Origin of the sequence: Williamsia sterculiae, from assembly GCF_900156495.1 — a bacterium.
GTDB lineage: Bacteria > Actinomycetota > Actinomycetes > Mycobacteriales > Mycobacteriaceae > Williamsia_B > Williamsia_B sterculiae.
In genome coordinates, this window is record NZ_FTNT01000011.1 from 150600 (window position 1) to 175383 (window position 24784).

Genomic DNA, 24784 nt, shown 5'->3' on the forward strand with positions numbered 1-24784 from the left:
GTTCAACCTGGACAAGCCGTCCGAGTGGCCACTGACCACCACGCCCTACCTCGACCTCAGGCCTCCGGCATCACGTACGCGCCATCGAGGGACTGCACCTGCCGCCACACCCGGTCGAACGACTCCGCATCGACGGCTGGTCGGCGCACTGCGCCCAGAGCCCAGTCCTGCTGAGCCGCCGTCGTCGAGGGCTTGCCGTACAACGACACCGCGTAACCGGAGAAGTCGCGGATCTGGAAGTCGAAGATCCGGCCCAGCATGTCGTCATCGAGACCGGTGATCGCCGCCTGCTCGAGAATGAGCTGTCCGTACACGATGAGTGTGAACAGGTGACCGATGGTGAGGACGAAGTCGAGATCCTGTTGCTGCTCGGGACTGGGCGGGGCCGTCTGCAGCAGCGTCTGCAACGCCGTGGCCTGTTCGTAGAACACAGCGACGTTGGGCACGTCGAGACGCGATTCGTAGACAGCCTTCCAGTCTGCGAACTGAATTTTCCCTGCACCGCCGACCGGACCCTGCGCGAAGAAGAATGCGTCGTCGGTGGCATCATCGCGAGTCCCGATCTCCGGGTATTCGGCGGGATTGAACAGATAGTTGGGCATGAACTTGAGAATCTGCGCAACGTTGACGTGCACCGTGCCCTCCAACCGCGGTAGCCAACCGATGAAACGATTCGCCTGATGGAAGTACGTGGTCTTCTCGTAACCCTTGGCGGCCACCACGTCGAGCAATAACGTCATGACGGTCTCGCCCTCGGACGTGACCTTCGACTTGGTCACGGGATTGAACAGCAGATAACGGCGGTCGTCCCGGCTCGCACTGCGGAAGTAATCGACCGCGCGGTCACTGAACATCTTCATGGCCGTCAGCCGCGCAAACGCGTCGACGAAGTTGCTCTGCACGTGTGAGAAGTCGGTGACCGGTTTGCCGTACAGAACCCTGTTGTTGGAGTGGGTGATCGACTCGTACAGCGAGTGAGTGCACATGCCGATCGAGGCATGGCAGAGATTGAACTTGCCGACGTTGACGGTGTTGAGTGCGGCAGCGAACGCCTGTGGACCGGTGTGCAGGATGTCATCGGCCGTCACCGGATAGTCGTCGAGTTCGAATGTCGAGACGTACATCTGCCCGTGTACGACGTTGTCGACCAGCCGGTAGTTCGGGTGGCGCGAGTCGGCGGTGAAGAAGACGTAACCGTCCGGCCCGTCCACGTCGGCACGCCGACCGAATACCGACACCGTGCCGGCGACGTTGCCGTTCCCGATGTAGTACTTGGTCCCCGACGCGGTGAGACTCTCGCCGTCTGCCGACGGCGTCAGGATCATGTCCGTGCTGTACACGTCCGCGCCGTGTGCTCGCTCGGACAGTCCGAACGCCATTACCTCGCCGTCGAGGAGTTGTTGTGCGGCTCTGGTCTTGGCTTTGGCGTTCTCCGACATCCAGATCGGTCCGAGTCCCAGAATCGTCACCTGCTCGGCGTACCAGTACGCCAGACCGTAAAACCCGAAGATCTCACTCAGCGCCGCGTTGCGAGCTCCGTCCCAGCGCCGATTCTCGTCCCCATCGGCATAGGCCGCAGGCGTCAGGAAGGTCGCGAACAGCTTCTCCTTCTTCTCGAACTCCAGGAAGTCCGCGACCCACTCGGCATTCAGGTCAGCCTGCAGCAAGCGTTGCTTGCCGTAGGACTCGAAGAAGTCGATCGTCGACCGCAGCAATCGCCGCGTTTCGGAATCGAACTCCGCGTAATCGTGGGAACCCGGATTCAAGAGGACGCCTGACATGACCGTCACTGTAGCGATCGTGCAGACGTGGCGACATCGCCCTGCGCGATCGGTTCGACGCAACCAGGAACATCGCCGCGATCAGCGTGGCGTGGCCCGCGGTCACGTTCGCGCGAACGGGCCGACGTAGATCAGGATTGTGTTGACGACGACAACGGCTCCCCACGCGACTGCGATCGGGACTGACGAGATCGCGGCGAACGCGGCCAGAATCCCACCACCCAACACCATGACCTTGACTGCGACTTCCGCCACCGGCACGTCGAATGTCGCTCGCGGAGAAGCGAAAAGACCCCACAGGATGACGGCGGCGCCGACCACCACGACCACCGTCACACCTCGCGACCACTTCACCTCGCCCAGGCGCCACGCCCATAGTCCCAGGAAGACAAGTGTCCCCATCTCCACAAGGAACGCCACCACGTCATTCGCGTTCGCATTGTCCGTCATCAGGTCCTCCGGCAGCCGCAGCATCATTCGAGAGCAGTGCTCTCACAATGAGACCATGTTGCCCGAGCAAATTCAAGAACACTGCTCTCTAAACGCGACGTGACGGGCGATTCCAGCAAGTGGGGAAAGCGATCAGAAGTCGGGCGAAAGCAAGTGAGGCGCCCTCTGCGTCTACAGAAAGTGCCTCTGACCTGCGTCGGGCTGACAGGATTCGAACCTGTAGCGTTCGGCGTCCTAGAAACAGCCATTGACCTGCTGATAGTCCGCGAAATATGGCCCATACCAGCACATTACCGATCGGACATAAGCGCACGTGAGCGGCGTCGATGTAAGCTCAGTGGGCACGTACTGGGCACGATTCGGAGGCGTAAGGCATGGCAGGACAACGAGCGTTCGGCAGTATCCGCAAGCTCCCGAGCAAGAAGTTCCAGGCGCGCTACGTCCACGGCGCGGACCTCGCCCGGTACACCGCGCCGACGACATTCACGGCCAAGATCGACGCCGAGGGCTGGCTGGCACAGGAGCGCAAGCTCATCGAGAACGGCGAGTGGACTCCCCCGGTCGAGCGGACCGCCGCCAAGGCCGTCACCGGCCTGACGCTCAAGACGTACGGCGAGAAGTGGCACGCCGAGACCGTCAACCGACACAAGCCACGGACTCGCGCCCTCAATCGCGGGTACCTCGACAACGTGATCTATCCGGGCCTCGGTGACCGCGCGCTCAAGGGTCTGACCGTGAGCGACGTCCGGGAGTGGTTCGCGGGCCTGGAGGACTTCCCGACCCGCAACGCCAACGCCTATTCACTGCTGCGGACGATCCTCAACCAGGCCGTGGACGACGAGATCCTCGCGGCGAACCCGGCGAGGATCAAGCGCGCGGCCGTCAAGCACCGCAAGAGCGAGCCCATCCCTCTCACGCCCGAGGAGATCCGGGCATTGGCCGACGCCATCACCGCCCGCTATCGGGCGTGGGTTCTCCTCGCCGGATTCTCCGGGCTCCGGTTCGGTGAGCTGACCGCGCTCCGCCGATCGGATCTCGACATGGGAGAGGACTCGCTCGCCGTCACCGTCCGTCGAGCGGTGACGCGGGTCGATGGCAAGTTCGTGGTGGACCGCCCTAAGTCCCGGGCCGCGCTACGGACCGTCCCGCTCCCCGAGGGACTCCGGCCTGCGTTGGCCGAGCACCTCAAGACCTACGCACTCCCCGGCCGCGACGGGCTCCTGTTCCCGACGAGCACGGGCGCGATGATGTTTGCCTCCACGTTCCGCTACTCGTTCCAGCGCGCCGCCGAGGCCATCGGCAAACCGGGTCTCACACCTCACGGACTGCGCCACACGGCCGCGACGTTGTTCGCCCAGGCCGGGGCGACGTTGGCCGACCACATGGTGTTGATGGGCCACACGTCGGCCGCGATGAGTGCCCGCTACACGCACAGCACCGAGTCCCGCACGCGTGGGCTCGTTCAATCCCTCTGGGAATAGCGCCGTGTGACCATATCGGTCAAACGAATTCTGTTAGGACACAAGGGCTTTCATTCACAAGTGTTTGACGTTATCGGACGCGACGACTATCGTCGGAACTACGCATAAAAGCGCGACCGACGGCTTCCGCCAAGTCCCCGGCGCGGTATCTGGCGAGTTACGTGCTTGGGCGAGATTCGATTCCGTAATCTCTCAGGAGCCCTCGCATGTCCGCACGTCGCAGTTTCACCACTCCCAATCGCCTTGCCGACGATCTCGGCGTCACCGACCGCACCGTTCGACGGTGGATCGCAGAGGGTCGGCTCAAGGCCGTTCGCCTCTCCGAGCGCGTGATCCGTATCGACACCGCCGAGGTCGATCGTTTCCTCGCCCAGGCCGAGACCAACGGCCGATGAGTACCAACCACCTCGCCGTGATCGCCGTCGTCGCCTACGCCCTCGCTTACCTGGCGACGTGGAGCGGGGCCGAGGCCGCCCATATATCGCAACTATTGGCGTCGGCCCCGTCCGGCCCGAGCGAGTCCCAGGCCCGCGTTCTCGCGGGTCGCTCCACGACTCGGTGCCCGCATTGCCGACGCCCGAGGATCGTCCGCGTGGGCGACGGCGGAGTCTCGGCCGGGATCTCTCACCGGCGTTGGTGCCCTCGGCGCTCGCTCTAACTACCAACCCACCCCAGCGATAGGGCAAGTCATGCCCTTGTGGCGCAACGCTATTCAGTCCAGAAGACACCAAGTGTCAGCAGAAAACAGAACGCCCCCCGGCGAAACCGAGGGGCGTCCCAACAGGAGAATCGGCCGAGCAACCGATGGGATAACTATACCGCTCGCGGGCGGTGATGAGTGATGAGTAAGGCGTCCCGGTTCATCTTCACGGGTGAGAACAGCGAGCACGGACACCAGGTGTCCGACGAGGTGGCCGACTCGTACGAGGCGATGGAGCACGAGATCGACCTCCTCACGCGTCGGGTCGCTCACTTCGAGCACGCCTACGGCCTGTTCATGCTCTACCCGGGACTCACGCACACGGTCCACGGTGAATCGGAGTCGGGGAAGTCCCTCGTTATGCAGGCACTCGCCGCCGAGATCCTCAACTCCGGCGGCCGGGTCCTGTTCCTCGATTACGAGTCCGATCAGCATTCGGTCGTCTCCCGTCTGCGCGAACTCGGGGCCAAGTCCGAGGCCATCATCGACGGGTTCGATTACCGACGGCCCGAGGGGCGTCCCGACGCGTCGATGGAGGCGTGGGAGGAGATCCTGGGCACCGGCTACGACCTGATCGTGATCGACGGCGTGACGGCTTCGCTGGGCACGTTCGACCTCTCGGGGATGAGCAACGACGACGTGAACAAGTGGACGCGGATACTCCCGCGCAAGCTGGCCGAGTCCACAGGTGCGCCGCTGGTGATGGTCGATCACGTCACCAAGTCCGACGACGGCCGGGGCCGGTGGGCCATCGGTGCCCAGGCCAAGATGGCCGATATCACCGGCGCGGCGTACACGCTGGAGGTCGTCAAGCACCCTAAGCGGGGCGGGATCGGCAACCTCCGCTTGCGCGTGGGCAAGGACCGGCCCGGGTTCGTGCGTCCTCGGTGCGCCGAGGGCTCCAGCGGCAATATGCAGGTAGCCGCCGAGGTCGTCGTGGACTCCACCCTCGGCAAGCTCCTGGTGCTGCTCAAGCTCCCCGAGAAGATGGCCGAGGATGGACCTCTCACGTCCAAGGGCACGCCTCGGAACGAGGACCTCATGGAGCGGATCTCGGCCGAGATCGTGCGACGACGTGACGAATGGCTGGACGAGGACGCCGACCGCGCGCCGGACGCATTCCGATTCTCAATGGACGAGATCGAGAAGAGCGTCCGAGGTAAGTCCACGACGATCCGCGATCACGTCAAGACGCTGGCGAACGAGGGCTACGTGGAGTCCACCAAGAGCCGGTTCCGGTTCCTGCGGGAGTACCGACGCCCGACCGGTCTCAGGCCCCTACAGATGGTCGATGAGGTCCTCACCGAGGCCGCCCAATGACCTCTAACTCGTCCCTCGTCCCAACTCGTCCCGAGGTCGTCCCGGACGAGTTTCTACCTCACTCGTCCTCTCGTCCCGGTCTCTGTACCGGGACGAGGGACGACGTAGAAAAGCCCAGGTCACTAGCTGCTGAATCAGAAACTCGTCCCGAACGGATTCCGGCCTATCGGCGGCCTGGGCAACGCAACTCGTCCCGCCTCATTCACCACTCAAGGAGAACCCGATGAGCGCCAAGAAGATCCGCGTCAGCATGTCCCGCCTCACCGGCGAGGCTCGTCACCGAACACAGACGCCCGAGCTGGCCGACAAGGACGCGCTACGGCGCGAGTTCGGTATCGCCCGCCGACCGAGAGGGCAGCGGCGTCGTCTCACGGACCAGATCATCGAGCAGGAGGAGCGGCGTGGGTAGTCGTAACGCGCTCGTCAGCCGGACTGCCGACCCGAGGCCTGTAGCGCTCATCGCGGCGATACTCACCGGATCGGCAGATCTGCGCGGTGCCGCCTGCACTGCGTGCCCGCGTTTGTTCGATCCCGACGTGAGTGCCGAGTCGCTCGGATACTCCAGCAAGCGGGCTCGCGTGGCCGCCGTCGAGGAGACGTGTGTCGGTTGCCCGGTCCGTGGTGCGTGCTGGGCGTGGGCCTCCTCGCTCCCGGGGGCCCGAGTCGCCGGACCGACGGCCGCCTCGTCGCACGTCGCGTCAGTGATCGGCGCGCGTGGGCCTCGCCGCGCTGCTGCTGCCGTCCCGGCACCCGAGGACCCCGAGCCCGAGATCATCCCGCCTCGGCCCGCACAGCGCCGGGGCGCACGGTCCAAGGTCCGGCCGTCGATCAATCGCAAACGGAGACACAACCGACGGCGGCGACGATGAGCCCGACAACGTGCTCGACCGAGCACTGTGGTCGTCCGACTCACTCGCGTGGGTTGTGCTCGCGCTGCTACCTCGCCCGGTGGCGAGCTGGCCAATTCGATCCGCCGAGCGCCCCGCCTCGCGTCGATCTCGTCGGCCGACGGTTTTCCGATCTCGTGGTCACCGGCTGGGACTCGGGGCGTCGGCGCTGGCGCTGCGAGTGCGACTGTGGTCGGTCCCGACTCGTGCGAGCTGGCCGACTCACCGGCGGCGAGGTCCGTAGCTGCGGACACCACCACGCTCGTCGTCCCCGGTCGCCCGACGGTTGACCCGTGTTCGAGCGGGTCGTTTAGGCCCAGGGGGGTCACTGCCACAAACTCGCGAGCCCTTTCCCAGTTCCGCCGGTCTCCTGACGTTTGAAAAACGCGGACCTCTGACCAGCGCATATTCCATTACTGAAAATGACCACCAATATCAGCACGACGATAGGACCCTCGACATGTCTCAATCGAACCGATCCGACGCCTCCCGGGCCTCGGCCACCCGGCTCGTCCTCGCCCTCCGCGACGAGGACCCGGACGCCGTTCACGCCGTCCTCAACGAGGCGGCCGACGCCGCTACTCTGCGAGATCTCGCGGTGGCGGCCGCGACGCTCGCGGCCCAGAGGATCTCCGACGACGAGGCCCCCGCACTCGTGGCCCAGGCGTTGGACAAGCTGGCCGAGCCGCCGATCGTGTGACCAGTATTGTCAAGCGGGACAACAGGACTCGTTGCTGATAGTCTCGATCACGACGGCGTAAGTCGTCAGCTTGGCGGCCTCGGCCGCGTGGGTAGACCATCGGTAACCACCCCGCCCGTCCCCACGGTCCGAGATCCCCGCCAACCTTCGCCCGGTGAGGCCAGCGGTAACCAGCCCGTCCGCCCCCGAGGAGGGTTGCAACCCCCAGTGAGGCCCCACGAGCCTCGGACTGGTCAGCGCACCTCCTCCACCGCGTGCGCTCATCACCTCCGAGGCCCGTGGGATCTCTCCCAGAATCTCGCCCCAGGAGGCACCCAGAATGGGCACTACCCGACTCCAGCACTTCGATGATCTGACCGACGACGCCCTCGCGGCACGCATTGGCCACCACCGCACCCGAGCCCAGGCCCTCGTCGGACAGGCCAAGGCGGCCGGGGCGAACTCGCCCGTCGGAATCAAGGCCCGCGAGGACGCCGCTAACGCCCTCTCGCTCGTGAAGGCGATGGGCGAGGAACTCCGCGAACGAGCCGAGTTCGCCAAGAACGGCAGCAAGTCCGGTGGCGAGATCCGCCGTATCGACCCCGAGAAGGGGTTCGAGGCAGCGACCGGCGGACAGAAGGCGACCACCCACCTCACGGCGTCGGCGCTGCGCGAGGCCGGCGAGACGGCCGTGATCGCCTCGCTCTCCGCTGGCGGCCAGAAGAACCTTTCACTGACCGACTCGACTGCTGTCGTCGTCGTTGCGCCGACAATCCGCCCGCTCGGTCGGCCGGTGAGCATTCTCGACGTGATCGAGGCCCAGGCGGTCAGCTCCCCGACGTTCAAGTACCTGCGACAGGCGTCGCGCACCAACCGGGCGGCCGTCGTCGCCCCCGGCGCGCTCAAGCCCACCAGCGAGTACGGCGTGGACACGATCCCCCGTGAGCTGAAAGTCATCGCCCACCTGTCCGACGGGATCGCGGAGTACGACCTCACCGACGTTGCCGACCTCCAGGCGTTCGTCGGCTCGGAACTCGAATACGGCCTACGCCTTGCCGTCGAGCGCGAGCTGATTCAGGGTGACGGCACCGCCGGTCACCTGAACGGCTTCGCGGCCACCTCTGGAATCCAGACCGTCGCCTACGCGACCGACCTCTTGCGGACCACCCGCAAGTCGCTGACCGCTATAGAGGCGTTGGGCTACCAGGGCGCGGTATTCGTCGTGAGCCCGGCCGTGCTGGAGGAAATCGACCTCGCCGTCACCGGCGGCAGCGGTGAATACCTGAACGCGACCGCGCCGTTCGACCGCGCCGAGTACAAGCTGTGGGGCGTCCCGATCGTCCCGAGCACTCAGCTCCCGGCCGGGGTGGGATACCTCGTCGGCGCTGACTCGGTACGGCTCTACACCGACCCCGGCGCAACGATCCGCATTCAGTGGGATCGGGCCTCGGACGACTTCGAGCGCAACCTTGTTCGCGCCCGTCTGGAGGGTCGTTTCGAGGTCGGCGTCTCTCGTCCCGAGTCGATCGTCCGGTTCAGCACCGTATCCGCCTGATTCACTCCGTCCCCATGCCTGCCACCGTGCGACATGGGGCGGATCTCGTTCTAGGACAAGGAGATAGATATGGGCGTCGGTGACGTAATCGGCGGGGCCGTCGATCTCGTAGGCGACATTGCCAGCGGTGCGGTGAAGTACATCGGCGGAACCCTTGAGGGGAAGTCCACGCCCACCGGCAAGGGCTACACGGGTCACGTGGATCTCGTGGGCTCGAAGATCGCGCCGGACCCGACACGCCTCGTCAGCTTCCGCCGTGGCGGCGTGATCCCCGGCGGCCGTCAGTACCCGGAACCTCGCGGCGTGGACCACGGCCGTCCGACGCGAGCGGCGTCGGCGCTCCAGTCGGCCGACCGGCGACGCGAGGGCGTTGGACTGGCTCCAGCTCGGCCCACGCGGGCCTCGAACTCGTCGCGGCCGATCCGCATGGCCCGCGTGGGCGTAGTTGGACCGTCGGGCCACGAGCCAGCGGTCGCCCCACGGGGCCACCGCGTCGTCGTCGTGGGTCCACGTCGTGCGGCGCACGAGATCGCGCCGGGGATCGCCTGCCCGAGCTGCGCCGCCGGGATCACCAAGCCGGTCCGCTGACTCCACGGTGAGGGCCTCGGCCCCGGATACACTGGGAGGCAACAACTCCATAGCTCGGAACGACCACGGTCGTTGCCGTGCGTCCGTCGAGCGCCTCACCCTGCTACTTCTCCGGGGTGGGGCGTTCGTCGTCTCAGCACGACGAAACTCTGCCTGGGACGCTTTGACCGCTTACCGTGACTGGCATGGTTTTCATAGGCGGTCTCGCTATCGGGGGCACAGATGAGTCGGGGAATGAGTTCAACACAATAGCGGCGCTACCCTTGGACCATCGAGTGTCCGCCAAATCTCTCAGTCAGAGGGCTATCGAGGACCAGCAATTCTGGCACGTCCTCCTTGGGGCAGAACTCTATGGATGTGTGGACGAGGTGACTAGCTATTCTCATTCCGATACAGATCCGCCGGACCTCGTTGTGCAAGTCGGTGGCGATACCTTCAACGTGGAGTTGACGTCGATTACCGCACAGCAGGTGTCCCGACAACGCCTTGCAGAGGTTCGCTCGGTCGGACGCGCGTTGGATGAGCGCTTGAAAGCTGCGCCTGACCAATATCCGCATCTAACAGGCAACCAAGTATGGGTATTCGACCGAAGTGGTGACGTTAGCCGCTTACCGAAGCGCATGGGGACCAAGTTCACCAAGCTCATTGACGACATAGCGACCGAGTTGGAGACGGACTTCGGCGTGGTGACGGGTATCCCGCCGAACGCTGACGGATCGCCACCTCAGACTGTGCCAGGGAGCGTAATGCGACAGGGACGCCGTGAGGTGAACGGCTATGACCTTGAGATCCACCCAGACATTGCCAATCCAGAAGCGCCGCCGATGGCGACCGGGAGCGCCCAGATCGAGGTGGAAACGAAGGTCCTGGAGCAGGAGTTCGTCGGCCGAGTCGCCACCAAGGATCGGGAACCTAACGAAATCCTCATCGTTACAACCGGTCTTCCTGACACGAGCGGCTACGTTTGCCCTGCCGATCACTTCATCTATTACACCTTGAGTCAACGTCTTCGCGAGGGGCTCCTCCGAGTTCCAGCCACCAATCATCTACGGCAGGTGATTTTCAACCACCACGGGTCCCTCGAAGATGTCCTTCTCTTGGACACGAACGTGCCTGGACCTCGACTGGTGCGACCACTGGCGATTGAGGAAACGTCGGGTCCATGACTCCGTCATCCTCGATCAGGACGCCCTCGGGCTGACCTATCCGCTGAATGGCGGAGGCCCGGGGATAACGATCCCAGCGGCACCACCCCCGCCCCCTCCGCCTCCTGGAGCAGCACCAGCCCCGCCGTTGCCACCGTTCGCGTTCCCATCCCCATAGACAGTCCCGCCATTACCTCCATTGCCGCCGTTGCCGCCGATTGGCCACCGACCCGGAAGAATGCCGTGGCCGTTCGGCATCTCGTAGTACCCGCAACGTCGAGTAGCTCGATTCATGTATGCCTCCCGTTGGGAGCGCTCGTCAAGCCGCCCTTGCTCGGAGCGGTACCAAGCGACGAACACGACAATCAGCAGCAGTCCAACCACCGCGACCGTGATTGTGACAGGATCATGCCGCCAAGTAGCGAGAGCGACAAGGCCGATCCCGAGGAGGCCGAACACAGCAGCGGCCACACCAGTCAGCGCCTTCAAAGAGGAGCCAACGCCTCGGAGCATTCCAGCGAGAACCTCGCGAGATATGGGCCTGACATGAGAGTTCGTGAGGTCGTCGGTGGGGTCGAAGATCATCGTCCGATCGTAGTGCGCCCCACTGACACGAACGCCGTTTTAACCTGAGGCACCCCCGCACGACTGGGCACGCAGTGGGCACAAACGACGGTGACCAGCACATATGTGCTGGTCACGACGTCGGGCTGACAGGATTTGAACCTGCGACCCCTTGACCCCCAGTCAAGTGCGCTACCAAGCTGCGCCACAGCCCGTGGCACCCCGTGAACGGGGCAGCCGGAACAGAGTATCCGACCGCACCGTCTCGGAGCCAATCGCCCCGACGCCCCTTATCGGCGCCGGTCTCGCTTCTCCCGCACCCGGACGTTCACCCGCACCGGGGTCCCGTCGAACCCGAATTCCTCACGCAGTCTGCGTTCCAGGAACCGGCGGTACCCGGCCTCGAGGAATCCCGTGGTGAACAGCACGAACGTCGGCGGCCGACTCGCCGCCTGGGTGGCGAACATGATCCGCGGTTGGCGCCCACCACGCAGCGGCGGCGGCGTCGCGGCCACCACCTCCTTCAGCCAGGTGTTCAGCCGCCCGGTCGCGATACGGGTGTCCCACGACTCCAGCGCCCCGTCGAGCGCGGGCACCAACTTCTGCACCGATCGCCCGGTCATCGCGGAGATGTTGATCCGGTGCGCCCACGGAACCCGTGCCAGCTCGCGGTCGATCTCCTTGTCCAGCTGATACCGCCGGTCCTCGTCGACCAGATCCCATTTGTTGAACGCGATCACCAACGCCCGCCCGGACTCGATGATCATCGTCAGGATGCGCAGGTCCTGTTCGGTGATCGGCTCCGAGGCGTCGATGAGCAGGATCGCGACCTCCGCGGCGTCGATCGCCGCACGGGTGCGCAGCGACGCGTAGTACTCGTGCCCGCTGGCCGTGTTGACCCGCTTGCGCAGACCCGCGGTGTCGACGAAGTTCCAGATCCGCCCACCGAGTTCGACGAGTTCGTCGACCGGGTCCACCGTGGTGCCTGCGACGTTATCCACTACTGCACGGTCGACCCCGGTCAACTTGTTCAGCAGCGAACTCTTGCCGACGTTCGGCTTGCCGACCAACGCGACCCGACGTGGACCACCGGTCAGCGTGGCCTCCCGCGGTGTCTCGGGCAGCACCCGCAGCACCTCGTCGAGCAGATCACCGGACCCACGGCCGTGGATGGCCGAGATCGGCAACGGCTCCCCCAGCCCCAGCGACCACAGCGACGCCGCGTCAGCCTCGCCGCGCTCATCATCGATCTTGTTGGCCGCCAACAACACCGGCGTCTTGGACCGACGCAGCACCCGAGCCACGGCCTCGTCGGTGGAGGTCGGGCCCACGGTCGCGTCCACCACCAGGATCACCGCGTCGGCGGTCTTCATGGCGTGCTCGGCCTGCCGCGCGATGGACTGGTGCATGCCCTTGGCGTCGGGTTCCCAACCACCGGTGTCCTGCACCATGAACCGCCGCCCCGCCCAGTTCGCCGGATAGGACACCCGGTCACGCGTCACCCCGGGAACGTCCTCGACCACCGCCTCACGCCGCCCGAGGATGCGGTTGACCAGCGTCGACTTGCCCACGTTGGGGCGGCCCACGATGGCCACCGTCGGCACCACCACGTCGGCGTCCGACCCGGAGTCGTCACCGAAATCGCCGACCTCCCAGTCGGCCTCGTCGGACCAGACCCCGTCTCCCGGCAGCGATTCGAAGGCGCCCGCCTCCTGGCTCATGACCGCACTCCCAACGTGTCGCGGACCAGGCTCTCGAGCCGGTCGATCACCTGTTCCTTGGTCGACTCGCTGGTGTCCACGACGACGGCGTCGGCGGCGGCCCGCAGCGGTGACACCGCGCGGGTGGAGTCGAGATGGTCACGGCGTTCCACCGCGGCGAGCACCTCGTCGTAGTCGCTGTCGCGGCCGGCGTCGACGTTCTGCCGGTGCCGTCGGTCGGCCCGCGCCGCGGCCGACGCGGTGAGGAAGATCTTCAGCGGGGCGTCCGGGAACACCACGGTCCCGATGTCGCGCCCCTCGACCACGGTGAGCACGTCGCCCACGGCACCGCGTTGCAGCGCCACCAACTGTTCGCGGACCGCCGGGATCGCGGACACTGCAGACACATTCGCGGTCACCGTCGCGCTGCGGATCTCGGCGGTGACATCCTCGTCACCCATCAGGACCTGCTGGTCGGTGGGGGCGGTGGTCACCTGCACCCGCACCCTGGCGACCACCCCGTATACCGCGTCGGCGTCGTCGACATTTACACCCGCGCGCAACACCGCGAGTGTCGCGACCCGGTACATCGCGCCGGTGTCGAGCAAACCCGCGTTCAGCCGCTCCGCCAGGGCACCCGAGACACTGGACTTGCCGGTCCCCGCGGGTCCGTCGATCGCGACGACCGGCGGGCTGGAATCGGTGGCGCTCACATCCCCACCACCTTGTACAGTGCTCCGACCTCGTCGTTGCCGAGGACACGCAGGCTGCCCGGTCGCTGGTTGCCCAACGACACGGGTCCGATGTCGGTGCGCACCAACCGGAGCACCGGGTGGCCCGCGGCCTCCATCAGGCGCCGGACCACGCGCTTGCGACCCTCGTGCAGGGTCAACCGCACCAGCGACTGACCGTTGTTCAGTTCGAGCAGGGCGAACTTGTCCACTGCGACAGGGCCGTCGTCGAGTTCGACCCCGGCCCGCAGGGTGCGGCCGAGTCCACGCGCCACCTCGCCACGCACGGTCGCCAAGTAGGTCTTGGGCACCTCGTGTGACGGGTGCATCAGTCGGTTGGCCAGTTCACCGTCGTTGGTCAACAGCAGCAGACCCTCGGTGTCGGCGTCGAGACGGCCGACGTGGAAGAGCCGCTGCCCGGCCATCACCCGCTCGGCGACCACGTCACCCACACACGGACGTCCCTGATCGTCGGACATGGTCGACTGCCAACCCTTGGGCTTGTTCAGCGCGAGATATTGCCGGGTCTCGTCCATCACCACCCGGGCCCCGTCGACGCGGATGACCGCGGTGCTCGGGTCCACCCGGAAGCCCTGTTCGGTGACGATCTCGCCGTTGACGTCCACCCGGCCGGCCGCGATCATCTCCTCGGCCCCGCGCCGGGACGCCACACCGGCCTGGGCGAGAACCTTCTGCAGCCGCACCCCGTCGGCGACGTAGTCGGCGCCCTCCGCGTCGGGGTGGACGTTCTGCCTGCGGGCGGGTTTGGCGTTGTTCAGCCGCACCTGCCCGATCTTGGCGTCGGGAGTGGCGTGACTGCGGCCCTTGCGGTGGGCCTTCTTGCGTCGCTCCTGTGACGCCTCGGCGGCGATCTTCGCCGTCCTCTTGGCCGGTTTGCCGTCTCGGCTAGCGGGTGTCATGTGACCTCGTTCGTCAGTGGTAGTGCGGTTGTGGGTCGTGCGGGTATGAGCGCGTCGACCAGGCCGTGCGGCCGGTCACTCGTCGTCGGCGCCGAGATCGGTGACCGGCGAGCCCGCTGTCGAGTCTGACGGTCGGGAGGCCGTCTTGGCGAATCGCGGGTCGTCAGCGATCTCCTGGTCGAAATCGTCGATGACGTCGACATCGGGTAACAACGGGGCGAGGTCCGGCAATTCCGCGAGCGATGACAGGCCGAGCCGCTCCAGGAACAGCTCGGTGGTTCCGTAGCGTGCGGCGCCGGAGTCCGGGTCGGTGCCCCGTTCATCGATGAGGCCCCGCGCGACCAGGGTGCGGATCACACCGTCGACGTTGACGCCGCGGACCGCGCTGACCCGACTGCGGGTGACCGGTTGCCGGTAGGCGATCACCGCGAGCGTCTCCAACGCGGCTCGGGTCAGTTTGGACCGGGCACCGTCGAGCAGCAGCTTCTCCACGTAGGGCGCGTAGTCGGTTCGGGTGTAGAACCGCCAACCGTCACCGCTGAACCGGAGATCGATCCCCGACGACCGTGCGGTCAGGTCGGCACTGATCTCCTGCAGGATCGTCTGCACCCGGTCGGCGTTCTGCTCGGTGGCCGATGCGAGCAGTTCCGTCGACGCCGGGGTGTCGACGACCAGCAGCATCGCCTCCAGAGCCGAACGGAGCTCGTCATCGGCGAGCGGGTCGACCTGCTCGGCCGGCTCACCGAACAGGTCGCGATCCACGTCGTCCTCACCCGCGGGATCGCCCTCGGACACGTCGGCGAGATCTGCTGATTCCGTCATCCGTACTCCTCCTCCGCGGCGACGATCTGCCCGGTGTCGACGTCATCACCGGTCCAACACACCTTCAGGTCACCGAGCGCCTCGGGTTGTTCCACATCGACGGTCTTGGCTCGGAACAGTTCCAGGACGGCCAGGAATCGCGCGACCACCTGCAGACCGGTCTCGCACTCGGCGATGAGCGCGGAGAAGTCGGTCCACCGACCCGGCCCCTCGGCCCGCAACAGTTCGGTGATCCGCACCGCCTGTTCGGGCACCGACACCTTGGCCACGTGCAGGTGGTCGAGTCCGACGGTCGGCGCGACCTTGGGGGTCATCGCGGTCACCATCACCTCGGCCAGCCCGGCGGCGTCGACACCGATGTCGACCTCCGGCAGCAACGCCTCGAAGTGCGGCTCCAACGACACCGCCCGCGGGTAGCGCTGCAACGCCGCCGCCTCGAGTTCGGCGAACAACACGGCCACCTGCTTGTAGGCGCGATACTGCAGCAACCGCGCGAAAAGCAGGTCCCGGGCCTCCAGCAACGCCAGATCCTCGGGGTTCTCCACCTCACCGGACGGCAGCAATCGGGCGGCCTTCAGGTCCAGCAACGTGGCCGCGACGACGAGAAACTGCGTGGTCTGGTCGAGTTCCATGTCGGCGCCGAGCTGGCGCGTGTAGGCGATGAAGTCGTCGGTGACCGCGTGCAACGCGACCTCGGTGACGTCGAGGCGACGATTCGAGATGAGGTCGAGGAGCAGGTCGAACGGGCCCTCGAAGTTGGTCAGTTTGACCTGGAAACCCGACTGCGGGTCTTCTTCGGGGATCGCGTCGGCCGCCACGGGCGCGGACGGGTCCGCCTGGTCGGGACCGACCGTCATGCGGGCGGTCCGTTGCGCGCGATCACCTCGCGCGCCAACGACCGATATGCGGTGGCGCCGGTCGACTTCGGCGCCCAGGTGATGATCGGCTCACCCGCGACACTGGTCTCCGGGAACCGCACCGTCCGGTTGATCACGGTGTCGTACACGCGATCGCCGAACACCTCGACCACCCGCGCCATCACCTCACGGGAATGCAGGGTGCGCTGATCGAACATCGTCACCACGATTCCGCCGAGGGTGAGCCGCGGATTCAAGCGGTCGTGCACCTTCTCGATGGTGTCGGTCAGCAGGGCCAGCCCGCGTAGCGAGAAGTACTCGCACTCCATCGGGATCACCACGGTGTCGGCGCACGCCAGCGCGTTGACGGTGAGCAGGCCCAGCGACGGCTGGCAGTCGATGAGGACGTAGTCGTAGCGGTCGAGCAGCGGGTGCAGGGCACGGCCCAGCGTCTGTTCGCGGCCCACCTCGGTCACCAACTGGATCTCGGCAGCCGACAGGTCGATGTTGCTGGGCAGCAGGTCGAGACCGTCGACACGGGTGCGCATCAACGCCTCGTCGGCCGACACCGTCGGCGGTACCAACACGTTGTAGATCGTCGTGTCGAGTTCGTTGTGGGCCACGCCGAGACCCGCCGACAACGCACCCTGCGGGTCGAGATCGACGAGCAACACGCGCCTGCCGTACTCGGCGAGCGCGGCACCGAGGTTGATCGTCGACGTGGTCTTGCCGACGCCACCCTTCTGGTTGCAGACCGCGATCACCGTGGCCGGCCCGTGCCGTCCCAGCGGTGTCGGTTCGGGCACCGGCCGGTACGGGCGGCCGGTGGGCCCCAGCTCGGGCTCGGCCGGTTCGGCGACCGGGGTCTCGGTCACCGCCGGCTGGTCGACCGGGGTGCCGGCGGGGGCCGGGATGTCGATCCGGAACCGGTACTGGGCTCCAATCGGCTGCTGGGTGAACAGGTCGTCACCAGCGCTCATCCGCCACCCTCCTCGCCGACCGGCACCACATCTGGTCAACCTTAGTTGGTCACCCAGCCGATCATGGGGAGCCGGGCCGCACCGGACCCGAGTTCACCGTGCCCGCGGATGCGCCGTGGCGTACACCTCGCGCAGGGTCCCGACGGTCACCAGCGTGTAGACCTGCGTGGTGGTCACCGACGCGTGACCGAGCAGTTCCTGCACCACACGGACGTCGGCGCCCCCGTCGAGCAGGTGGGTCGCGAAGCTGTGCCGCAGCGTGTGCGGCGACACCGCGGCGTCCACTCCGGCCCGTCGGGCCGCGTCGGCCAGCACCTGCCAGGCGCTCTGCCGGGACAGTCGGCCACCACGGACGTTCAGGAACAGCGCGGGGTTGAAGCGCGACACGAGGGCCGGACGGCCGCGTACCAGGTAGGCGTCGACGGCCTCGATGGCCGGTCCGCCGATGGGAACCAGACGTTCCTTGCCGCCCTTGCCGCGCAACACCACCGAGCGGTTGTCGGTGTCGATGTCGTCGACGTCGAGGGCCACCGCCTCGGAGATCCGCGCCCCACAGCTGTACAGCAGTTCCATCAGTGCCCGGTCGCGCAGGGTGCGAGCCGTCTCGGAGGGACCGGAACCGCCGGATGCCTCCAGGATGGCGAGCACGTCGTCGATGGGCAGCGACTTGGGCAGTCGTTGCGCCGGGCGGGGCGGCCGAACCGCGTGCGCGACATCGGTGGTCGTCAACCCCTCGGCGGCGGCGAACTTGTGGAAGCCGCGGGTGGCCACCAGCGTGCGGGCCACCGAGCTGTCCGCCAGCGCCGGCTGCCCGGCCTCGGGGTCGCCGCGCCGCAGGTCCACCAGGAATTCGCGGACGTCGTTCTCGGTCACCACCGTCAGGTCGTCGATGCCGCGGGCGGCCAGGTATCGCTGATATCGGTGCAGATCACGGCGATACGAACTGAGGGTGTTCGCGGCCGCACCGCGCTCCACCGCCAGATGGTCGAGGTAGAGCTGCACCGCGGCGCCGACGGTCATCGACGTCGGCTCACCGCTGCCGGGAGCGCCGCTGCTCCAGTGCGCGGGGACGGTCGGGCCAGGCGGCATCGGCGCGGCGTGGTTGCCCACCTCGTGCGGTGACGGCGGCCAGCGCGAGGATCCCCGCGACCGCCGTGCCGTTGACTATGCCGCCACCGAGCACGGCGTCGACCGCGGTGTCGAGCTCCCACCAGTGCAACTCCAGGTCGGCTTCCTCGTCGACGGCCTCGGGACGCTCCTCGGTGCGCAGACCGCTCGCCCGGTATACACGCACCGACTCATCGGTGAATCCCGGAGAGGAGTCGACGTCGACCAGCACGGACCACTCGTCGGCCACCAACCCGGTCTCCTCGAGCAGTTCCCGGGCCGCCGCCGCGGTGGGTGGCTCGTCCGGACCACCGTCCAGCAGTCCGGCGGGCAACTCCCACAGCCTACGGCCGACGGGGTGTCGGTACTGACTGATCAACGCGACCCGCCCCTGGTCGTCGACGGCGGCGATCGCGACGGCACCGTGGTGCTCGATCACCTCACGGGTGGCGGTGCGACCTCCGGGCATCGCGACCTCGTCCACCCGCAGGGTCATGATCGCGCCGTCGTAGGCAACCGCGCTGTTGGTGACCATGAAGGTGTGACGCTGGTCCGAGTCGCCGGGAACCGGGTTCCCGGAACCGTCCTCGGTCACGCCAGATCCCCGTCGGCGACGTTCCCCTCGACGACCAGGTCGGCCACGACTGCCTGGGCGTCGTCGGCCAGATCCTCTCCGACCGTGTCGGAGATGTCGTCGTCGCCGTGGACGTCCACGGGCAACCGCTCCTCGGCCTTGTACCGCAGCGCCGCCCGGATGAACGCCGCGAACAGCGGGTGCGGTCGGGTAGGACGACTCTTGAGTTCCGGATGCGCCTGGGTGGCGACCAGGAACGGGTGGACGTCCCTGGGATACTCGACGAACTCGACGAGATGACCGTCGGGTGAGGTGCCGGAGAACCTCAACCCGGTGCCCGCGACCTTGTCGCGGTAGGCGTTGTTCACCTCGTAGCGGTGGCGATGCCGTTCGGACACCTCGACCTTGCCGTAGGCGTTGGCGACGATGCTGCCGCGTTCCAGTCTGGCCGGGTACGCGCCGAGGCGCATAGTTCCGCCCAGATCGGCCTCGCCGGCGACCGCACGCTCCTGATCGGCCATCGTGGAGATCACCGGATGTGTTGTGTCGGGGTCGAACTCGGAGGACGATGCACCGTCCAGTCCCGCCTCACGTGCCGCCTCGATGACCACACACTGCAGCCCGAGACACAACCCCAGCAGCGGGATGCCGCGGCGACGGGCGTAGCGCACCGCCCCGACCTTGCCCTCGATCCCACGGATCCCGAAACCACCGGGGATGAGGACACCGTCGACGTCGGACAACGCGGCCGCCGCGCCCGACTCGGTGGCGCAGTCGTCGCTCTGCACCCAGACCAGCTCCGTCTTGGCACGGTGGGCGAAGCCACCCGCCCGGATCGCCTCGGTGACCGACAGGTACGCATCGGGCAGGTCGACGTACTTGCCCACCAGCGCGATCCGCACGGTCTCGCGCGGCTCGTGCACACGCTGTAGCAGGTCGCCCCATTCGGTCCAGTCGACGTCGCGGAACGGCAGACCGAGTTTTCGCACCACGTAGGCATCGAGCTGCTCGCGGTGCAGCACCTTGGGGATGTCGTAGATCGACGGTGCGTCGGGAGTCGAGATGACCCCGTCGACCTCCACGTCGCACATCAGGGCGATCTTGTATTTCAGCGGTTCCGGGACGTCGCGGTCGCAGCGCAGGATCAACGCGTCGGGTTGGATACCTATGCTGCGCAGCGCCGCCACCGAGTGTTGTGTCGGTTTGGTCTTCAGCTCCCCCGACGGCGCGAGGTAGGGCACCAGTGACACGTGCAGGAAGAACACGTTGTCCCGTCCGACGTCGTGGCGCACCTGTCGCGCCGCCTCCAGGAACGGCTGGGATTCGATGTCACCCACGGTTCCGCCGACCTCGGTGATCACCACGTCGGGTTCGTTGCCGTCGGCATCGGCCTCACGCATCGCCAGGATCCGGTTCTTGATCTCGTCGGTGATGTGCGGGATCACCTGCACGGTGTCGCCGAGGTACTCGCCGCGGCGTTCCTTGGCGATCACCGTCGAATACACCTGTCCGGTGGTGACATTCGCCGACTGCGACAGGTTGCGATCGAGGAACCGTTCGTAATGCCCGACGTCGAGATCGGTCTCGGCGCCGTCCTCGGTGACGAACACCTCACCGTGCTGGAACGGGTTCATGGTGCCGGGGTCGACGTTGAGGTACGGGTCCAGCTTCTGCATGGTGACCCGGAGACCGCGGGCGGTGAGCAACTGCCCGAGGCTGGAGGCGGTCAACCCCTTGCCCAGCGACGACACGACACCACCGGTGACAAAGATGTGCTTGGTGCCTGAATGGCCATGGCGCAGTGGTCGCAACACGTCTCCCGTTTGGTTCGAGCAGACCCTGATCGGGTCCGGGAAGACTCCGCGGCGCCTGCTCACCTACGGGACTCCACGGTAACACCACGGCCCCGGATCCCGCGCACGACACAACCACGCGGGTCGTCCGCGCGCCCGGCACGGGCTCAGTTCGCGACGGTCACACCCTTGGCGCCGGTACCGGTGCCGTAGGCACCCACCGTGCGCCTGGTCGCGTCCGCGAGGGCGAGCGCGGCGGTGATCCGCCCGGTGGGCTGATCGACGTCGTCCACGCTGGCGACCTTGGACGCCAGTCCGGTGTCGGACCGGAGCACCGCGATCGGCGAGGTCCCCTCGGCCGAACCGGTGCGCCCGACCAACACACCTCCGTCACCGCGGGCCGCGAACGCCGCGGAGAACTGCGCGACCACCTGTCCGCGCGCGCCGGCATTGGCGTCGTACTCGCCGCCGGTGACCACCACCACCGTCTGGGCGGGGTTCAGCGCCTTGTCGTTGTACTGCACGAATCCGCCGTCGCGCAGCGCCTGCAACCCGGCCGTGCGGTCCCCGGCGCCCACCGGCGTGTTGTCACCCTTCTGCTGCAACAGCAGTCCCAACAGGTCACCGACCCGCCCGCCGGTGTCGGTGAGCTCGGTTCGCAGGGTCTGACCGGCGGGTATCGACTGGTCGACGATGGTGCGTACCTTCTCCGACGACTGGTCGGCGAGCAACGGGTCGGTCAGCCCGAGCTGCCCGGTGAGCTGTGCTCCCGACGAGGTGAGGGCCTGCTTGACGGCGGCGACGTCACCGTCGTCGGCCCCGGGTGTGGTCACCACCAGGACCGAACGATCCCGTAGTGCTCCCTTGAGCAGTCGCGGGGTGACGGCGTTGTCGAACTCGTTCGCGGCGTTCAGCTGGTTCTGCAGTCGTGACTTGTCGTTCTCCAGGTCGGAGATGCGTTTGTCGTCACCACCGGAGACCGAGCCGACCGAGCCGCCCAGAAAGCCGGACCCGATGACGAGCCCGACCGCGAGGGCCAGGAAAACCGCGACCAGGGAGATGGCGTGCTGGCGGAGAGAGATCACCGATCAACCGTGATTCGTCACCGGTTCCAGACGTCGCGTGCCCATGCGTACGCCTGATTCCACTGCGCGACCACCCAGTCGGTGACCTCGGGGGCGGTGTTCGAGAACAGGACCGCGACGATGACTGCGATCAGAGCGGCCAACACCAGCAACGCGATCGCGATTCCGGAGACCCGGCTGCGGTACAGGGTGGCGACCGCCTTGGCGTCGACCAGCTTCGGCCCGACCTTGAGGCGGGTGAGGAAGGTCGACGGGTTGGACTCGCGCTTGCTGCGGTCGAAGAACTCGTCCAGTGACGCGGCCTGACCCACGGTGACGATCAGCGAGGCGCCGTGGTGATCGGCCAGCAGCAGCGCCAGGTCGGCCGACGAACCGGCGGCCGGGAAGGTCATCGCCCCGATGCCCAGGTCCTGGATCCGCTCCAACCCGGCTGCGTGACCGTCGGTGTCGGCAGGCAGTACCACCTGTGCGCCGCATTTCAGCGTCGCCGCCCGCATCGAGTCGGGCTCGCCGACGATGAGGTCGGGCCGGTACCCGGCCTTGATCAAGGCGTCGGCGCCACCGTCGACGCCGATGAGGACCGGGCTGTACTCCTTGATGAACGGTTTGAGCTTCTTCAGGTCGGCGGCGTGATCGGGGCCGTCGGCCACCATCACCACGTGCCGGTCGGTGAGGCGGACATCCACGTCCGGCACCCCGACGCCGTCGATCAGCAGCGGCGATTCACTACGGATGAACTCGATGGTGTTACCGGAGAACGCTTCCAGATGGTCCACCAACCCCGCCTTGGCGTCGAGCATCAGGTCGGCGACCTCGCGCTCGCCGAGCTCCTGGCCAGCCAGCAGTTCTCGCTCACCGTGATAGACCGCACCGGAGTCCACCCGCAGCTTCGCACCGTCCTTGACATGCTTGAACATGTCGTCGCCGACGTCGTCGATGAGCGTGATGCCCGACGCGACCAGCACCTCGGGTCCGAGGTTGGGATAACGCCCGGAGATCGACGGTGAGGCGTTGACCACGGCCAGCACATCGGCCGCGACCAGGGCGTCGGCGGTGATCCGGTCCAGGTCGAGTTCATCGAGGAACACGATGTCGCCGGGGCCGACCCGGGTGAGCAATCGCTTGGTGTTCCGATCGATCCGGGCAATGCCGATAATGCCCGGCAGGGTCTCCGAGGTGCGGGTGAGAAGTGCTGGCATCTTCATGGCAGTCATGATCGGACCGATCACACCCACATCATTGGAGGCGCGCCGTAACTTTTGACACTTTTGTCACACGAGTAACAGCAGCCCCGCGTCGTGTCAGTCCGCGGCCTTCTCGGTGTCGGCGGTGTCGAGCAACTCCTCGGCGTGCGCGCGTCCGGTCTCCGAGTCACCCAGCCCGGCGAGCATGCGGGCGAGTTCGTTGATGCGATCGTCGCGATCCAGGGTGCTCACCGAGCTGGTCACCGACGTCTTCCTGCCGGTGCGCCGGTCGGTCTTGCCGATCAGCAGATGGTTGTCCGCGAAGGCCGCGACCTGCGGCAGGTGGGTGACCACGATGACCTGATGGTGTCGGGCGAGCCGTGCGAGCCGACGGCCGATCTCCACCGCCGCGTGTCCCCCGACCCCGGCGTCCACCTCGTCGAACACCATGGTCGATCCGGTGTCGTCGGAGGCGAGCACCACCTCGAGCGCCAACATCACCCGTGAGAGTTCGCCACCGGATGCCGACTTGCCGATGGGTAGCGGCGGCGCCCCCGGGTGCGCGGCCATCGCGAACTCCACCCGGTCGACACCGTGTCGGCCGGCGTGCAGATGAGAGCCGCGGACCGCCAGAGTCCGTGGGTCACCGTCACCGGCGACATCCGGTCCCACCCGGACGTCGATCACCGCATCCCCCATCGCCAGGCCGGCCAGCTCGGCGCTGACCGCCGCGGACAGGTTCTTGGCCGCCTTGGTGCGCGCCTGGGTCAGGGCGACGGCGGCGCCTGCGAGCTCGTCGGCGGCGGCGCCGGCAGCGGCCTCGAGCTCGTCGAGCGAGGTGTCCGGATCACCGAGCGTGTCGAGCCGCGCTTCCGCGTCGCGACGCCATCCGATGACGCCGTCGATGTCCGGAGCGTATTTGCGGACCAGACTGCGCAGTTCGGCCTGTCGGGTGAGCAACTTCTCCAGTTCGCTCGCGTCGGTGGGCAACCCGGAGAGGAAGTCACCGAGTTCCGCGGCGAGGTCCCCGACGACGGTGAGCGCCTCCTGCACCCGCGGCAGCAACCCCTGCAGCGTGGGGTCGCCCACCGATTCCAGCGCCGAGCGCACCTCGCCGAGGCCGTTCAGCACCGACCCGCCGTCGATCGCGTCGTCGGTGCCGACGGCAGTCGCGTGTGCGGTCGCCGCCGCGGTGCGGACGGTCTCGAGGTCGCCGAGTCGCAGGATGTCCGCGGCGATCGTCGCGTCCTCCCCCGGCTGCGGGTCCACCGCGGCGATCTCGTCGACGGCGAAGCGAAGCCGATCGACCTCCTGGGCCAGTTCACGAGAGTTGTTGCGTCGCTCGGTGTAGGCGTCGGTTGCGGCCACCCAACGGTCGCGGGCGGTGCGGTACGTCCGTAGGGCCTTGCCGACCGCCTCGCCACCGAACCGGTCGAGTGCGGCCCGCTGGTGCTCGGCCTTGATCAACCTGAGCTGGTCGTTCTGACCGTGGATCGTCAGCAGTCCCCGGGTGAACTGACCGAGGACACCCGCGGGGACCGAGCGGCCACCGAGGTGGGCGCGGGACCGGCCCTCGCCGTTCACCGACCGGGCGGCGATCACACTGTCGTCGTCGTCGCGCTCGGCACCCGCGGAGTCCAGCAGGGTGTCGGTCTCCTCGACGGCGGTGGTGATGCGGAAACGCCCCTCGACCGTCGCACGTTGTGCACCGGTCCGTACCCGGCTGGCGTCGGCGCGCGCCCCGGAGAGCAGGTGCAGGCTGGTCACCACCATGGTCTTGCCCGCACCGGTCTCACCGGTGAGAACCGTGAACCCGTCGGGAAATTCGGCGGTCGCCTCATCGATCACGCCGAGGCCGCTGATGGCGAGTTCGTCGAGCAT

At 67.0% G+C, this 24784-nt stretch carries 22 protein-coding genes and 1 tRNA gene; 8 read left to right on the plus strand and 15 right to left on the minus strand.

Annotated features, from left to right (window positions below):
* Positions 1 to 56 precede the first annotated feature (56 nt).
* The gene (locus BW971_RS17175) at positions 57 to 1781 is read right to left on the minus strand and encodes an acyl-CoA dehydrogenase family protein (RefSeq protein ID WP_076482192.1); all 1725 of its coding nucleotides are present in this window, start codon (positions 1779 to 1781) and stop codon (positions 57 to 59) included.
* 102 nt (positions 1782 to 1883) lie between these two features.
* Positions 1884 to 2258: a YrdB family protein gene (locus BW971_RS17180; RefSeq protein WP_083710214.1), complete on the minus strand. Its 375-nt coding sequence runs from the start codon at positions 2256 to 2258 to the stop codon at positions 1884 to 1886.
* Between the two features lie 347 nt (positions 2259 to 2605).
* Here BW971_RS17180 and BW971_RS17185 point away from each other — a divergent pair, with 347 nt between their 5' ends.
* The 8 genes from BW971_RS17185 to BW971_RS17225 all read left to right on the plus strand — a co-directional run bounded on the left by BW971_RS17185 (position 2606) and on the right by BW971_RS17225 (position 10607).
* The gene (locus BW971_RS17185; protein ID WP_076482070.1) at positions 2606 to 3712 is read left to right on the plus strand and encodes a tyrosine-type recombinase/integrase; all 1107 of its coding nucleotides are present in this window, start codon (positions 2606 to 2608) and stop codon (positions 3710 to 3712) included.
* A 206-nt stretch (positions 3713 to 3918) separates the two neighbouring features.
* Positions 3919 to 4107, plus strand: a complete 189-nt coding sequence (locus tag BW971_RS17190; protein ID WP_076482072.1) for an excisionase family DNA-binding protein — start codon at positions 3919 to 3921, stop codon at positions 4105 to 4107.
* Between the two features lie 446 nt (positions 4108 to 4553).
* A complete protein-coding gene (locus BW971_RS17195) occupies positions 4554 to 5732 on the plus strand; it encodes an AAA family ATPase (RefSeq protein ID WP_076482074.1) in 1179 nt (392 codons plus the stop codon).
* A gap of 223 nt (positions 5733 to 5955) precedes the next feature.
* Positions 5956 to 6141: a hypothetical protein gene (locus tag BW971_RS17200; protein WP_076482076.1), complete on the plus strand. Its 186-nt coding sequence runs from the start codon at positions 5956 to 5958 to the stop codon at positions 6139 to 6141.
* A 938-nt stretch (positions 6142 to 7079) separates the two neighbouring features.
* Entirely contained in the window at positions 7080 to 7319 is a 240-nt protein-coding gene (locus tag BW971_RS17205) for a hypothetical protein (RefSeq protein ID WP_076482079.1), read from the plus strand.
* A 319-nt stretch (positions 7320 to 7638) separates the two neighbouring features.
* Positions 7639 to 8853, plus strand: a complete 1215-nt coding sequence (locus tag BW971_RS17210; RefSeq protein WP_083710216.1) for a phage major capsid protein — start codon at positions 7639 to 7641, stop codon at positions 8851 to 8853.
* 69 nt (positions 8854 to 8922) lie between these two features.
* Positions 8923 to 9441: a hypothetical protein gene (locus BW971_RS17215; protein ID WP_076482082.1), complete on the plus strand. Its 519-nt coding sequence runs from the start codon at positions 8923 to 8925 to the stop codon at positions 9439 to 9441.
* Between the two features lie 359 nt (positions 9442 to 9800).
* Positions 9801 to 10607 carry a hypothetical protein gene (locus BW971_RS17225; protein WP_143690435.1) on the plus strand — a complete coding sequence of 269 codons (807 nt, stop codon included), beginning with the start codon at positions 9801 to 9803 and terminating at the stop codon, positions 10605 to 10607.
* Between the two features lie 684 nt (positions 10608 to 11291).
* On the opposite strand, the gene BW971_RS17230 is transcribed toward BW971_RS17225, so the two are convergent.
* From BW971_RS17230 to recN, 13 genes are all read right to left on the minus strand, one after another.
* Positions 11292 to 11365, minus strand: a tRNA-Pro gene (locus tag BW971_RS17230).
* Positions 11366 to 11440: 75 nt separating this feature from the next.
* Positions 11441 to 12871, minus strand: a complete 1431-nt coding sequence (gene der, locus BW971_RS17235; RefSeq protein WP_076482088.1) for a ribosome biogenesis GTPase Der — start codon at positions 12869 to 12871, stop codon at positions 11441 to 11443.
* Positions 12868 to 13563, minus strand: coding sequence for a (d)CMP kinase (gene cmk / locus BW971_RS17240; protein ID WP_076482089.1), 696 nt, complete (start codon positions 13561 to 13563; stop codon positions 12868 to 12870). Before cmk ends, der begins: the two co-directional genes overlap by 4 nt.
* Positions 13560 to 14501 (minus strand): pseudouridine synthase, encoded by a 942-nt coding sequence (locus BW971_RS17245; RefSeq protein WP_076482091.1) that lies wholly within the window; start codon positions 14499 to 14501, stop codon positions 13560 to 13562. The genes cmk and BW971_RS17245 overlap by 4 nt, the downstream gene beginning before the upstream one ends.
* A gap of 75 nt (positions 14502 to 14576) precedes the next feature.
* Positions 14577 to 15323: an SMC-Scp complex subunit ScpB gene (gene scpB / locus BW971_RS17250; RefSeq protein WP_083710218.1), complete on the minus strand. Its 747-nt coding sequence runs from the start codon at positions 15321 to 15323 to the stop codon at positions 14577 to 14579.
* Complete coding sequence (locus BW971_RS17255) at positions 15320 to 16180, minus strand: segregation and condensation protein A (protein WP_076482093.1); 861 nt, start codon at positions 16178 to 16180, stop codon at positions 15320 to 15322. Before BW971_RS17255 ends, scpB begins: the two co-directional genes overlap by 4 nt.
* The gene (locus tag BW971_RS17260; protein ID WP_076482096.1) at positions 16177 to 17160 is read right to left on the minus strand and encodes a ParA family protein; all 984 of its coding nucleotides are present in this window, start codon (positions 17158 to 17160) and stop codon (positions 16177 to 16179) included. Before BW971_RS17260 ends, BW971_RS17255 begins: the two co-directional genes overlap by 4 nt.
* A gap of 93 nt (positions 17161 to 17253) precedes the next feature.
* Positions 17254 to 18180 carry a site-specific tyrosine recombinase XerD gene (xerD, locus tag BW971_RS17265; protein ID WP_076482202.1) on the minus strand — a complete coding sequence of 309 codons (927 nt, stop codon included), beginning with the start codon at positions 18178 to 18180 and terminating at the stop codon, positions 17254 to 17256.
* Between the two features lie 10 nt (positions 18181 to 18190).
* A complete protein-coding gene (locus BW971_RS17270) occupies positions 18191 to 18802 on the minus strand; it encodes an NUDIX domain-containing protein (RefSeq protein WP_083710243.1) in 612 nt (203 codons plus the stop codon).
* A 56-nt stretch (positions 18803 to 18858) separates the two neighbouring features.
* A complete protein-coding gene (locus BW971_RS17275) occupies positions 18859 to 20652 on the minus strand; it encodes a CTP synthase (protein WP_076482205.1) in 1794 nt (597 codons plus the stop codon).
* Between the two features lie 149 nt (positions 20653 to 20801).
* Positions 20802 to 21719, minus strand: a complete 918-nt coding sequence (locus BW971_RS17280; protein ID WP_076482100.1) for a copper transporter — start codon at positions 21717 to 21719, stop codon at positions 20802 to 20804.
* Positions 21720 to 21736: 17 nt separating this feature from the next.
* A complete protein-coding gene (gene steA, locus BW971_RS17285; RefSeq protein ID WP_076482208.1) occupies positions 21737 to 22924 on the minus strand; it encodes a putative cytokinetic ring protein SteA in 1188 nt (395 codons plus the stop codon).
* A 96-nt stretch (positions 22925 to 23020) separates the two neighbouring features.
* Positions 23021 to 24784 carry a DNA repair protein RecN gene (gene recN / locus BW971_RS17290; RefSeq protein ID WP_076482102.1) on the minus strand — a complete coding sequence of 588 codons (1764 nt, stop codon included), beginning with the start codon at positions 24782 to 24784 and terminating at the stop codon, positions 23021 to 23023.